This is a genomic window from Shewanella sp. 125m-7, from assembly GCF_052977045.1.
The window spans coordinates 1-13,377 of sequence record NZ_JBRILQ010000023.1; the positions used below are offsets into that span (position 1 = coordinate 1).

The 13,377-nt window shown below is 45.9% G+C and carries 10 protein-coding genes; 2 read left to right on the forward strand and 8 right to left on the reverse strand.

From position 1 onward, the window contains the following. From ACVBIL_RS11865 to ACVBIL_RS11900, 8 genes are all read right to left on the reverse strand, one after another. Positions 1-713 (reverse strand): hypothetical protein (locus ACVBIL_RS11865; RefSeq protein WP_447167181.1); only part of this gene is annotated, 713 nt, incomplete at its 3' end. 14 nt (positions 714-727) lie between these two features. Then, the gene (locus ACVBIL_RS11870) at positions 728-2,053 is read right to left on the reverse strand and encodes an HlyD family type I secretion periplasmic adaptor subunit (protein ID WP_447167182.1); all 1,326 of its coding nucleotides are present in this window, start codon (positions 2,051-2,053) and stop codon (positions 728-730) included. Then, entirely contained in the window at positions 2,046-4,163 is a 2,118-nt protein-coding gene (locus tag ACVBIL_RS11875) for a peptidase domain-containing ABC transporter (RefSeq protein ID WP_447167183.1), read from the reverse strand. The genes ACVBIL_RS11870 and ACVBIL_RS11875 overlap by 8 nt, the downstream gene beginning before the upstream one ends. A gap of 2 nt (positions 4,164-4,165) precedes the next feature. Continuing rightward, positions 4,166-5,824, reverse strand: coding sequence for an ABC transporter transmembrane domain-containing protein (locus ACVBIL_RS11880; RefSeq protein ID WP_447161472.1), 1,659 nt, complete (start codon positions 5,822-5,824; stop codon positions 4,166-4,168). Between the two features lie 300 nt (positions 5,825-6,124). Next, complete coding sequence (locus ACVBIL_RS11885) at positions 6,125-7,522, reverse strand: tetrathionate reductase family octaheme c-type cytochrome (protein ID WP_447167184.1); 1,398 nt, start codon at positions 7,520-7,522, stop codon at positions 6,125-6,127. 49 nt (positions 7,523-7,571) lie between these two features. Next, positions 7,572-9,284: a DUF3373 domain-containing protein gene (locus ACVBIL_RS11890; RefSeq protein ID WP_447167185.1), complete on the reverse strand. Its 1,713-nt coding sequence runs from the start codon at positions 9,282-9,284 to the stop codon at positions 7,572-7,574. 179 nt (positions 9,285-9,463) lie between these two features. Beyond that, positions 9,464-9,793 carry a c-type cytochrome gene (locus ACVBIL_RS11895; RefSeq protein ID WP_447167186.1) on the reverse strand — a complete coding sequence of 110 codons (330 nt, stop codon included), beginning with the start codon at positions 9,791-9,793 and terminating at the stop codon, positions 9,464-9,466. Between the two features lie 395 nt (positions 9,794-10,188). Further along, positions 10,189-10,908 (reverse strand): SDR family oxidoreductase, encoded by a 720-nt coding sequence (locus ACVBIL_RS11900; RefSeq protein ID WP_447167187.1) that lies wholly within the window; start codon positions 10,906-10,908, stop codon positions 10,189-10,191. A gap of 146 nt (positions 10,909-11,054) precedes the next feature. Here ACVBIL_RS11900 and ACVBIL_RS11905 point away from each other — a divergent pair, with 146 nt between their 5' ends. Together ACVBIL_RS11905 and ACVBIL_RS11910 are read left to right on the forward strand one after the other, a co-directional pair. Further along, positions 11,055-11,969, forward strand: coding sequence for a LysR family transcriptional regulator (locus tag ACVBIL_RS11905; protein WP_447167188.1), 915 nt, complete (start codon positions 11,055-11,057; stop codon positions 11,967-11,969). A gap of 209 nt (positions 11,970-12,178) precedes the next feature. Further along, entirely contained in the window at positions 12,179-13,372 is a 1,194-nt protein-coding gene (locus ACVBIL_RS11910; protein WP_447167189.1) for a conjugal transfer protein TraF, read from the forward strand. The last annotated feature ends 5 nt before the right edge of the window (positions 13,373-13,377 follow it).

Genomic DNA, 13,377 nt, shown 5'->3' on the forward strand with positions numbered 1-13,377 from the left:
CCAGTGCCAGTGCCAGTGCCAGTGCCAGTGCCAGTGCCAGTGCCAGTGCCAGTGCCAGTGCCAGTGCCAGTGCCAGTGCCAGTATCGGTAGTTGTTAAAGCGGGTTTATTTTGCAGGGTGCTAACTTGCTGAACATTAGTATCTGTTGTCACCGCTACCGTAAAGTGAGGCTGATTATGCTCATTTGCGCTAAAGGTCAGCGGTTGTGCAATCGTGCTTAATTCGGGGCTTTTATCAGAAGTGACATGAAAATGCGCTCCGGCTCTGAAACCTGAGGTTTGGATAGCGCTATGCAAACGTGTTCCTGTTGTTTGTTGATCTTGGCTATCTTGTGATGCTGGAGGGGTAACTTGCTCGTCTTTACTGGGCTGGATAGCTGATGTTTGAGCTTGTACATTGTCATTATTTGAACGTGTCGATGCTAGAGGATCTTCGCTAGGTGTGGCTTCCTTGTTTGAGGGGCTAGTGTCTACACCTACTATGGGACTGGCAGCGCTCCAAGATTTATCGGCAACGAGATCTTTATTACCAATGCTTGTCGCTTTCTCGGTATCTCGAAGCTCTTTTGCTTTTAAGCGATCAACATCTTTGTCGAGTTGTTTGGCTTTTAACTTGGATTTTAGATCGCGTTTTTTTTGCTGCGCGTGTTCGCTATCGGTGGCGTGATTAGGTGTTTTAGAGGCTGATGTGTGCTTATTCTTGTCATGACTCATTATTTACATCCTCTTTATCGCTCACCAAAAGCTTCGGTTACGTTAGTAAATACAGGCTTCCATAGATATTGAAATACCGTTTTGTCTCCAGTGACGATGTCTGCTTCACCAGTCATGCCAGGGATTAGATCAAACTGACCCGGTTTATCGGAAAAATAGGGTTTATCGATGGCAATTTGCACCTTGTAAAATACGCCGCCTTTTTCATCGGCATCGGTGCTCGGAGATATCCGTTTGACTATGCCATCAAGGGCGCCGTAGCGACTGTAGTCAAAGGCATCAATTTTGATCCGTACAGGTTGACCAACACGAACGAAGCCGATATCTCGCGGAGAGAGTTTAGCTTCCATTAAGCCGGTTTTGGTCATAGGTACAATTACGGCAACCGTACCACCTGGTTGGATAACACTGCCAGATGACGTGGAGGGGATGGATTGAATAATGCCATCGACGGGTGCGGTCATGGTATTTTCAGAGACCAGAGATCCAGATGATTTTAAGCGGGCAATAATACCCAGCAGTTCAGCCTGAGCATCGGTACGTTTTTCCCCAACTTCTTTGAGCAAGGTTGCTTGTTTCTGTTTCAGTTGTTGCTCTAAATTGAGCAAGTTTTTGGCCAGCACTTGTTGCTTACTTTCCATGCTTTTTAGCTCACGGATATAGGCATCAAGTTTTTGCTGAGACTCTAAAATACGTAGCTTAGACACAGCTTGCACCTCGGTGACCGATTGCATCATCTTAAGTGTTTGCTCTGCGGTTTTAATCTGATCGCTTAACGGTGGAATTTCTGCTTGCAAGCCGTCAATTTCAGCTTGGGACTTAGCAATACCAGACTCAGAAAGTCTTTCTACCGCAATGCGCTCCTCATTCATACGCTTTAGTGAGGCGGTATGTAGCTTGACCAGTTGTGGATACTCAATGGCAAACTCAGTAAAGTCGGCGTCACGCTTATCGATAAAGGCATCGTAACGTTCAATTTTGAGTAGTAAATTAGCGCGTTTACTGGCGAGCTCTTCCTCTGCCGATTGACTGTCAATCGAGACAAAAGTGGCAAGTATATCGCCCTCTTTAACGACATCGCCTTCTTCGACTTCAACAGAAGCAATGGTGCCTCCTGTACGGCTTTGAATAACCTGTCTATGTCCTAGCGGTACCACTTGGCCTTTGGACTTAGAGATCTCTTCAACATGGGTGAAAATAGACCACAGCAGCATGATCAGGATAGAGCCTGTGATAAGCAAAATAATACGCTTGATCAGCTTTCGCTCCGCGGGCGCCTCAATCGCATCGGTAAACTCGTGCTCAGGCCAGACTCGATTTGCTAGTTGTCGATTATCCATTAGAGAGGTTCTCCTGAGATGACGCAGCGGGTGGTTGCTGAGGTGCTTGTTCTGGAATGGGACCGGCGTAAACCACAGCACCTTTATCTAAAATGACGACTTTGTCGGCTTGCTGGATCAACTCTTGGTCATGACTGGTAAATAGCACCGTTGCCTGTCCTTTAAGTTCACTAAAGGTTTTGAGGAGTTGCGCCTTAGCTATAGGGTTACGGTTAGCAATGGGTTCGTCTAGTACGATAAATCTGGACTGCTTAAGTAAGGCGCGAGCCAGACTGATATAGCTACCTTCAACGGCAGAGAGAAGCGTGTGACCGCGATTAAATAGGTTGATGTTTAAGTCATTTCCAAGTGCATTGAGCAGTGAGTTTGCTCCTGCGTCTTTTAAGGCTTTAGTCAGCTCCGCATCTGTCGCTTCAGGTTTTGCTATGCGCAGGTTCTCGGCTAAGGTGCCAGGAAATAGGTCCGGTTCTGCAGGACAAAAAGCGGCCCACTGTCTAAAAGCTTCAGGATCATATTGCTTAAGATTCTTACTGTTGACTGTGACATAGCCAGCTTGGGCTTCAACAACACCGATCGCCGCCAATAGCATTGAGGTTTTACCGCAAGCATTTGGACCGATAATCGCAACGTTTTCTCCAGGCTCAATATCGACGGTAACACCGGCTAGGGACGGCTCTAAGTCTGCAGAATAGCGTAACGTTACATGTTGAAAGCTGATGCCGGGTGCTTGATGTGTATCGGGTGTATCGAGCCTAAGCTCGTTTTGTTCAGTGCTTGCTTGCATAAAACGATCAAACTGAGTAATTGCAGAGCCCATCATGGTGATTTTTTGGCTGGAGGAAAAAGCCAGTTGAGCCGGCCCCGTGATCCGCCAAATCAGCATGACGCAAGCGATGAGTGCTCCCGGACTGATGCTCTGGTTTAACACCAAGAAAATCCCTGTAAATACGGTGACTAACGCAGTAAGCAGGCTCATTGCATGAGCGACGGCGGCATTAAGGCCATTGCGTTTTGCGTATAAAAAGTTTTGTCGACAGTTCTCTTTGCATTGACGAGCAAATTTAGTATTCCAGCCGTCAGTTTCTCCACTGGTTTTTAATTGTAATAGGTTCTTTGCTAGCTCATTAATCGAGTTTTGATAATCACCACTAATCGTCGGTGAAGCCGATTGTGCATATCTATTAACAGCTTTCATTACGAGGTAAAAAAGCAATAGCATCACAATGGGGACGATGACTAACCAACCACTTAGTAGGGCGATGGTTACAAAGGCGATGAGGGTAAATGGCAGATCGACCAAGCCTGCGCCGCCGGGACCGGCTAACAAAGTTCGTACTTTTTCAGCGTTGCGCATTCTTGCTATATGATTGGAGATCCCCACTCGAGAGAGCACCATCAAAGGCATGCTGAGTAGTCGTCTAAAGGTCAGATCGGAAAGATCTCTGGCGAAACGGTTGCTGGTGGTGGCTAATACATTGGCGCGAGTTAATCGGCTGGCGACTAATATTCCCAATGCGAGCGCTGCGCCGAGTGCAATGCTGGGGAGTACATTGGGAGCTTGCCCACCAATGACTTTATCGTAAACCGCCATGGTAAACAGGGGAACAGCCAGGCCTGTCAGGCTTGAAAGCAAACTAAGCCAAAATACTGGACGATACCATTTAGCCCTTTTACTCATGTGCGCGGCAAAGGCGCGAATATTTTGTTTACTGCTTGGCAGGTATTCGATAACAAACAGGTGTGCAGGTTTAGGGATGGCACTTTCTTGGATGCTTTGCCATTGATCTGTAGCGATATCGAAAGCTTCAAATAGCTCGTCACGGCGGCGAGCAATAAAGGCGGGCTCAGTTTCGGGTACCACAATAAATGGATGGATCGATTGAGCGATGGCTTGCTGGTGTAACTTGTACACTGAAAAGCCGATATGGTGCTTCTTGAGTAAGCCTGCTAACTGAGAGGTATCAATATCTTGGAACGTTTGGTCATTGATTAAGTTGGTCGCTTGAGCAAAAAGTCCAAGCTGTTGAAATAAACTGATGAGTATGGGTTTTAGCTCTGGCATGTCAGGCTGCTTTTCAGAATGAACACTTACGGGATCTGTCGTCATCATATTCATCCTTGTGCCGGTGATGTTGTTGGCAGTATTTCACACTCGCCATTTGCGCTGACATTGACCCGCAAATCACTTTGACTGTTAAGGGTGTCAAAGTGAGAGGCGCACAATATGGTCATCTTGCCTTGGTACTGTTTAAGTACTGTCAGCAAGCGCACCTGTGAGTCGGTATCTAATGAGATCAATGGCTCATCGAGTAATAAAATAGAAGGTGACTGCACTAACGCCCTTACCAATGCAATGAGCTTAATCGCCCCCTTATTAAGCATTTGACTGTCATTCACGCCGACTTCGGTTTGGTAACCTGCGGGGAGTTTCGCGATACTCACCGTCAAACCTAAAGCTTCGGCTATCTCCATCGCTCTTGATTCTCGCTCCGGTCTAAACATGGTCATATTTTCTAGCAGGCTGCCCGCAAAAAGAGTGGGCCAGGGGGATACATAGGTGACTGATTGGCGATATTCGTTGGCGTTATGCTCTAGCTGTGCAATGCCTGCGATATAAATTGTTCCTTGCTCTAAATGGTGAAATGCGCCAACAACACTCAATAATAAACTGGCGTGGGTTAGTGGATCTGATGTGATAGTCACTAAGCTACCCGAAGGAATATTCAGGTTAAAGTTCGCGAGTTTTGCGCCTACTTGGTGACTTGCTGCAGCTTCAAAGGTAATCGGCCCAAGGGGGAGTTTTTGATGATACTGAGTGTGACCGTTAAAGGATTCTAGAGGTAGCTTGGCTAAATCATCGACATGAGACATGGCCGTTTTAGCTGATACGAGTCGAGATCGTAAACTGATGATTGCGCTAAGAGGAGCGATTGCGCGTCCAGCTAAAATTGAACAAGCGGCTAGGCCACCAGTCGTTAAATCTCCATCTAGCACTTCTAAGCAACCAATCAGTACGATTAATAAGGTCGTACCTTGGGATGCGCCTTGAATAAGTTCTTGTAGCTTGGATGAAAGCCAGTCGACCTGTTGTTGCAGTGCAAGACGGCGGTAATTGATCTCATTGTACGTTGTCGATAGTCGCGTCTCCATTGCTAAGGCTTTTGCCGTGGTTAACCCCGACAATACCAATATCAGCATACGAGAGCGTTCATTATCTGTTAGCGCTAACGCTTCAGTGACTCGGGTTAATTTTTGGCCTATCACTAGCACCAAGGCCCCAATAAGCGCCCAAACGATAATGGGAATAAACACGAGTGGGCCACCTATATAGGCGACGAGTGCTAAAAAGATCAGGACAAATGGAAAATCCATCAAGGCAACTAAGGCTTGGCCTGAATAGAGTTCACGAATGGCAGCAATGCTTGCCAGTCCATTAGAAACCTTACCCGCTCCGAGATTTTCCACATGATGGTAATCAGAACGCATCAGGGCGCTAACAAGGTTAGTGGTCGTTTTGAGCTCAAAGTTAGCCGCGGATGACGCCAACATCCAGCTACGAGCATAGCGTAGTAGTAACTCCAGCAAGATAGCGACAGCAACGGCAGAGACCAGCACACTTGCGGTGCCGTAGCCTTGATTCGGTAAAATACGGTCGTAGATTTGCAGCATGGTAAAGGGGAGGGCAAGTGAGAGCAAATTGATGAAGATTGAGGAAAGAAACAGTTCGGCCCAAGCCCGATTACTGTTTATTAAGCTTAAGTTTTTTCTCATTTGCTGACCTCATCCTAGACGGAGTAAAACAGTGTTTAAATGATAGCCCATAAATGGGTGTTTACAGTAGCTTAACTTAAATTTAACAGCATGAATATAGTCAAAAAGAAGCATTAGAAGAGTTTTCTTTATGGGTGCACAAGGGGGAGAGGCGGTTAACTAAAAGGCATAATGAAAAAGAGTCAGCCAGCGGATGTCGATAATGCTGGCTGACGAATCACCTTACTACAGGAGCCTCTGCAAGGTCAGTTGGCAGGATTATGGGTCGTTATTACTGATGATTATCCGTTGCTGTTAATGTTATTTTGCGTGTTTTTGGCCTGCTTTCACTTTCATCGGATCTCCGTCATAGCCTAAGGCTTGCCAATCGAGTCTGCCTTGTTTGCTATGACAATCCTTACACTTGAGGGCATCCTCCTTAGGTGAAACCATATGGTTGATTGGCCACCACATCTCTGTGGCAGCAAAATCATATTCACCACTGTACTTAAGTCCTTTTTCGGCCATAGTTTGATTTTGCGCCATGCCCAGTTGGGCTGCTTTATCCCAGTCAAAAGTTTTCCAGTAGCCATCTTTACCAAAGACTTTTGGGGTGATGAAGATATTTAACTTCTTGTCGTAGATCTGTTTACCCGTATGTACTTTAAAAGGTGCGATTTTGGCTTTAGGATCCTTGATGTTGCCTAAAGGATGAGTCAGCTTAGTGACAGCGTTAGGCTGTATTTTATCGCCAGCCATATAAGCATCGGCTTTACCGTTATACCAGGCGTATTGAGGTATAACATTCTTAGCCCATACGAAGTCACCTTTCTTTTTCATGTAGTTGTGCTTGCCATATTCATCTCGGGTTTGTTCCCGGTCAGAGCCCGCGGTTGACCAGTCCCAACTCATTTTTGTTGGTTCGTTTTTAGCAAATTCAGGAATATGACAGGTTTGGCAGGCAACCGCTTGACTGTGCTCATTAAGCTTGCTGTTTTCATGGGGCGCACTCTCGTGACAGTTTACGCAGCCGATTGGGTTATTACCTCCAGGTGAGACGCCCATGGCATTACCTGTTATTTGGTGATTGAGCGTGGCGTGACAGTCTTGGCACTGAAAGTCATTACCGTCAGTATCCATATGCACATCGGTACGTTTGTCTGGGTAAGACATAGAAGAATCAAGATCGCCGTGTTTGACGCCATCGCCCCCGCCACCATAGAAGTGGCAGGTTCCGCAGTTGTCTCGCACAGGTGTTCCCACATTTTGCGCCACCCGTTCAAGGTTGACTTTCTTTGAGACTTCACCCGCGCCAGCAGGATCTTTGACGTAGGTGCCGGTGGTGTCGTGGCAGATAAGACAGTCGACCTTGGTCATATCGGTAAAGTCGAAGTTATTGTCTTTCCAGCCGTAACCCGCATGACAGCTTGTGCAGCGGGGCTCGTTACTGGAGATGGCAACACAGAAATTATTAATGGTATTTTTCTTGCCACGCTTTACGCTGCGCCCAGGAAGAGACTGCTCTAGCTCCCAGGTCCAGTGTGATGATTTCATAAAGTCTGCGGCATGATCTTCATGACATTCTATGCACTGAGTTGTAACGTCTGAACCCGTTGCAAATGGCCCTTGGATAAACTCACTATGGTCTTGGGCTGCCCAGGTGCTAGTGCAGTGTAGGAGTATAGTGAGCAGGCTGAGTGTGATAGCTATGGTTTTCATGACGAATCTCCATCCCCTCGGTAATTAGCCGAGGGGGAATCCATTTTTGTTAGAAGTTGACGGTGAGAGAGGCGTTAATATCAAAGGCGGTGTCGACGACGGGTAACATTGAGTAAGCCGTGCCAGCGATAACCTCATCGATATCTTGAGGTGCTCCCACAGGCGTGCCGCTACCCGTATATTCAAAGTCATAGTAGAGACCAGCAAGCTTGATAAACATACGTGGATTGATATCAAACATGTAATAGGCTTCGCCGACATGGCCTCGAGTGGCTAGCTTGCTGCCGATAGGGTCATCTTGCGCCTGAGTGAATGGAGTCCAGTATTCAGAGCCATAGTTATATTCAAAGCCAACCTTGCCGTAAGGCGCCGGGATCTGAATACCGACATAGACACCGTAGCCATCCTTAGGATCGCTATCTTCTGCATTAGCGGCCATCATAATAATCTCACTACCATCGGCATTGAGCTGCGCTTCAAAAACGGCATCACTTAACATGCCACCAAACATACCTGCATTGCCGTTACCATCAGCGCGTGTCCAGCCGCCAGAGACGAACCATTTCACGTCATTATCTTCTTCACGTGCAAAGCCGATCCCACCTAAGAACATATCGCCAATAACACCGCTGGGCTGTACTCGAGTTTCAAAGTTAAAGTTGCTGAACTTCTGCATATCTTGATACATAGTTGGCGCAAAAATGCCCGCTAGCTGAGTCGGGAAGGCCATGGTGCCTTTAAAGCCATCATTGACATCTTTGGCGCCAAAGAGGGTGAATTGAAGAAAGTTTTTGCCATCATTTATCGCATCAATATTAAAGCCACCTAAGTGAGTATCTTTGGTGACGATATCGCCAAACATTTCGCCATTACCCCACTGGGATTCAAAGCCTTGGCCATAACAGATACGCACAACTTGGCCATCGACTCCGGTCAATTCTCCGAGCTTGTATCCTAATGTGGCACCATCGAAGTTAAAGTTGACCAAGTGACCTGATGGCGTGCCACCGCGCTTTTCATTTTCACGGTACTGGGTAGGCGGGCCATAGGTTGAGGGCCGACGTCCAATCGAGAGATAGAATGGTGAACCGTTGATGTTCTTCCAGTCGAAATAAGCGCGCTCGACTCTTAGCCAGTCGCCACTGGTGTTACCGCTGCTGGTGCCATCCATGGTAAATGAGCGCCAAGAATCGAATACTTGCACTCCGGTAGAGTCGCCCCAGTTTTTATACATAGAGAGCCGGCCCGCAAAACTGACGTTGTCCCAGACTTTGGCTTTTAAATTGAGGCGTAACCTTGTGGTGTAAAAAATATCGTTATCGATATCTTGAGTGGTTTTTTGAGCTAAAACATAAGGCATGATCCCCTGAAGCTGACCACTTTGGAATGCCGCCGCTAAATTCGGATCTGCCGCCATCATTTTACCTAAAGGTGAGCTTGGATCATTTGGCATGCCAAATGCGCCGGACATCGCTTTGGCACCAAAGTCACTAAAATTGACCTTTATTGCAGGGTTCCAAGTCACGTTTTGATAATGAAGTGAGTGAGCTTTGGTACGAAAGTCGCCAGTGATCAAAATTCTGTCGAGGGCGGAGTGGCGCTCATTGTTATCGACGCGATCATTGAGATCGTCAATCTCGCTGGTGATGTCCTCTAGCTGTTGCTTTAGATCTGAAATTTTTTGAGCGTCGTTTTCATTGGCATATACACTGCCAGATAAGGCGATAGCATTGGCAACGAGTAGTGATATAAGGGTACGCATAACATCTCTCCTTTCGAGGTTTGACTTATCTTGCTGTTGTCTTGTCTCGATTGATGTTGAGGGGCAATCTGGACTTGGCTGATTTTTGGCAGCACGAGGCCCTGAGGCTTTCCCCATTTTTAATTTATCTGTTGGTTACTCTGAGAATCTAAGAATGGTGTTAAGTCGGCTTACCGGTCTTAGCCACAGGTTTGCGGTTGATCTGAGTCAGCCGCATGGTCATAAAGGAACTGTTGAATATCTTTTAAGTCCTTTTCTGATAGCGCATTAAAGGCTTCTTGATCACCTTTGTGCTTCATGCGTTTAAAGAAGCGATCCCACTGGCTCATGGTTTTTGTCATTGGAGTGATCTCTCCCCCCACATCACCTTTGCTATGGCAGGCTTTACACTCTTTTTTATAAAGGTGCTTACCCTTTTTAGGGTTGCCGCCGTCAGCGGCTTGGACTGGCAAAGCGACAGACAGTGCTATCGCGAGGCCTATGCCGATTTTATTGATTGTTTTCATCATCAATTCCTTACTTTTTTATAGGTTTGACGCCGTCCTTTGCATGGTTAATTAAATGCTTTAAAAATGCTTCCGTGTTGTTACTAAATTTAGCAGGTGTTGTTTGGTTAAATATTGAGCTCGATCATATTCATGATAAAAATCTAATTGATAAAAATATCATTGAATAAAATCTAATGGAGGTTGGTGTATGTGTGTTTACTGTTGTTTTTAAAGGTTTTTGTTGTTTTGGATGTAATTTTGATTATCTGTTTTTGTCTTGCGGAGTGTTTTTGGTGCGAGATCTGTGTCACGTTTTTGGGTTTTAGCTATCCCTAAAGTGATACCTAGGTTGACTTGCTGTTAATAAAACGCCCTAGCAGAAAGACTGGAAGGGCATTAACTTGTGTGAGGGAAGATTAAGGCTGTTGACGCGTAGGTGCTAATACGATTTCACGCACACATACATTTTGTGGTTGCTCGAAGGCGAACACGGCTGCATCTGCAACCGCTGTTGGCTCAATCACTCCGCCCATGAACTCTTTCCACTCGTTGTAACCCGCTTTGATCTCTTCGCTGGTGGTGTGGCTTAATAATTCGGTTTCAACTGCCCCAGGCGCAATCGTCACCATACGCACATCATCTAAGGCGACTTCTTCACGGATATTTTCTGTGAGTGCATGTACCGCAAACTTAGTAGCGCAGTACGCGGCATGGTTCGGGAATGTTTTACGGCCTGCTACTGAGCTCACGTTGATGATTGTGCCTGTCTTACGCGCTTTCATATCAGCAAGAACCGCGTGAATACCATTGAGTACACCCATCACGTTGATGTTAAGCATACGACTCCATTCGGCAGGATCTTGAACATCCGCAGCGCCCAATAGCATGACTCCAGCGTTATTGATTAAGCAACCTACAGGGCCAAACTTGGCTTCGGCTGCAGCAATAGCGCTTTTCATTGCATCAGCATCAGTTACGTCAACACTGACGCATAAGCTATTTTCAAGTGCCAGAGCTTGCATAGGTTCAATGCGGCGTGCCAGTAAAAGCAGTGGGTGACCCTTAGCGCTAAAGGCTCTAGCCATTGCCGCGCCAATACCAGAAGATGCACCTGTAATAACGATTAATTGTTTCATATCAGCCTCAATAAGGGGGTAGGATCTCGATTGATGAGTATTTTATATAAACCAATATTGTTGATATATAATCTATAGAGAATATGATTGTTTACATATGACTTCTAATGCTCGTCAACATACCGAGATAAAATGGATTGCCGTTCATGTATCAAGACCTAAATTTAGCAGATGTTCGCGCCTTTACCGTGATTGCAGAGAAAGGCAGTTTTACCCTTGCGGCTGAAAAGCTAGGTTGCTCTCGTTCTCACCTTTCAAAGCAGTTAACGCAATTAGAGCGCTACTTGGGGGTGACCCTAATTACTCGCACAACAAGGGCGCAGCGATTAACAGAACAGGGCAGTTTTTTTTATGAGCGCTGCCAACATGCCTTAGATGTTATGGAGCAAGCCGTCGCCAAGACGGTTGATAACGCCCATAACTTGCAGGGAAAAATCAATATTAACTGCGTTGGTGGTTATATCGGTGAAGAGATCGTCAACCAACTGGTGAACGACTTTATGAGCCAACATCCGAACATTCAGATCCATCTTGATTTTAGTAGCCAGCGAGTCGACTTAGTGCTTGATGAGTTTGATTTGGTCTTCAGAATGGGAGAGCTTGAAGACTCAGGCTTGGTGGCGAGAAAGTTGATGGACATTGCCAATTGTACACTGGCATCGCCGGCTTATATTGCTAAGCGCGGGCGTCCTCAACATCCAAAAGAGTTGAAGACTCATGCCTGTATTACCGGGTCGGTATACCACTGGAATTATCACTCTCGTAGCGATAAAAACCAAAAGGCAGAGGTCACGATTGCTGGCACTTTTTTATGTAAAAATGGCCGCGTGATGAAAAGCAGTGCGTTGGCGGGAAATGGTATTGTCAGATTACCTGAAATTTACTGTAGCACGGAGTTAGATAGCGGTGAATTAGTGCATGTATTTGAAGACTGGACCATATCGGATACACCGCTTTATCTGCTTTATAACAAAGATCAGTTTCAGCCAGCTCGATTAAGGCAGTTTATTGATTTCACTACACAGCACTTTATGGAGTATGTGGCGTTGCCAAAAAATTGAATTGAAATAAGTTTGAGCCCCCTTTAATCGGTTTGTGACTAATGATTGGGGTGGTAAACGCCTTGCTACGTAAATGTTTTATTAAAGTTAAACTTTGTCATCCATTTTAGTCAATTTTGTCTTAGAATATCTTAAGAACAAAAATAACCTTTTTTCGATTTGAGTCGTATTGCAGCTTAGAGCGTTAAGGACATTAAAAGGTGGAATGGATGAACCTAAAGAAAATAGCACTAGCTTGTGCCTTGTTACATTGCTTTTCAGCCCATGCAGGGCAAGAATATTATGAGGCCCGAAGTGATGCTATGGGGGGCGCGGGCGTTGCAGCTTCAAATAAAGAGGGGGCGGCATTTGTTAACCCTGCCTTACTCGCGATTAATGCGCATAAAGATAATTCTGCAGTACTGCTGATGCCCGTTCTTGGAATCGATATGGCTGATAGCGATGACATGATAGATAAGTTTGATTCGCTGATTGACGCATACGATGGCTTAGCTGATGCGATTGATACTGGCAATAGTGGTGATATTAATCAATTTCGTGATGATTTAGTGGGTGATTTAGAGTCGTTAAAGGGCACTTCAGCTTACGCGAGTGCGGGGCTTGGTTTTAGCGTGGCTATTCCGCATCAAAGAATGCCGATGGCAATTTTCTATAAGAGCTATGTCAACGCCGTCGGCGTTGCAGATATCGCGCAGTCAGATATCAACACCCTCAATAATTTAGATCCTAATAATCCACCACAAATTTCTGATTTAGACTCTCAAGGGCAAGTGGTAGGCGGCGCAGTATCAGATTTAGGTATTGCATTGAGTTTTCCACTTTCTATCGTCAATATGCCGATTGCAGTGGGTATATCGCCAAAGTTTCAGCGCGTCGACACCTATAACTATATTGCCAATGCGAATAACTTTGATGCCAGTGATTTTGACGACGTTAAGTACCGTAATGATGAGACTAACTTTAACCTCGATATCGGTGTTGCCTTGCAACCATTTGAAGGGCTGACGCTAGGTCTGTCGGGGAGAAACTTGATTAGCCAGGATGTGGATACCATAGAAGTTGAAGGGCAAAAGTTTACCTACCGCGTAGAGCCTTTGGTAACCGCTGGAGTGGCTTATGACTGGAGTATTTTATCGGTAACGACAGATATCGATCTGATTGAAAATAAGAAGTTTAAAGAGCTCGATGGTACCCAATATTGGCGCTTAGGGGGTGAAGTCAGAGCCTTTGATTGGATGTCGCTACGAGTGGGTTATCGCCATGATATGAAAGACTCTACAGCTAATCTCTATTCTTTGGGTTCAGGCTTTGCCTTCGGTGATTCGTTTTTCTTAGACTTCACAGGTATGTTTGGTGACGACAATGCGGTAGGAGGCGTACTGCAAACCTCCTACCATTTCTAGTCGAC

Coding starts and splice junctions, on each gene's coding strand:
- ACVBIL_RS11910 (WP_447167189.1), top strand. CDS start 12,179: ATGAACCTAAAGAAAATAGCACTAGCTTGTGCCTTGTTACATTGCTTT.
- ACVBIL_RS11900 (WP_447167187.1), bottom strand. CDS start 10,908: ATGAAACAATTAATCGTTATTACAGGTGCATCTTCTGGTATTGGCGCG.
- ACVBIL_RS11875 (WP_447167183.1), bottom strand. CDS start 4,163: ATGATGACGACAGATCCCGTAAGTGTTCATTCTGAAAAGCAGCCTGAC.
- ACVBIL_RS11895 (WP_447167186.1), bottom strand. CDS start 9,793: ATGATGAAAACAATCAATAAAATCGGCATAGGCCTCGCGATAGCACTG.
- ACVBIL_RS11905 (WP_447167188.1), top strand. CDS start 11,055: ATGTATCAAGACCTAAATTTAGCAGATGTTCGCGCCTTTACCGTGATT.
- ACVBIL_RS11885 (WP_447167184.1), bottom strand. CDS start 7,522: ATGAAAACCATAGCTATCACACTCAGCCTGCTCACTATACTCCTACAC.
- ACVBIL_RS11870 (WP_447167182.1), bottom strand. CDS start 2,053: ATGGATAATCGACAACTAGCAAATCGAGTCTGGCCTGAGCACGAGTTT.
- ACVBIL_RS11880 (WP_447161472.1), bottom strand. CDS start 5,824: ATGAGAAAAAACTTAAGCTTAATAAACAGTAATCGGGCTTGGGCCGAA.
- ACVBIL_RS11890 (WP_447167185.1), bottom strand. CDS start 9,284: ATGCGTACCCTTATATCACTACTCGTTGCCAATGCTATCGCCTTATCT.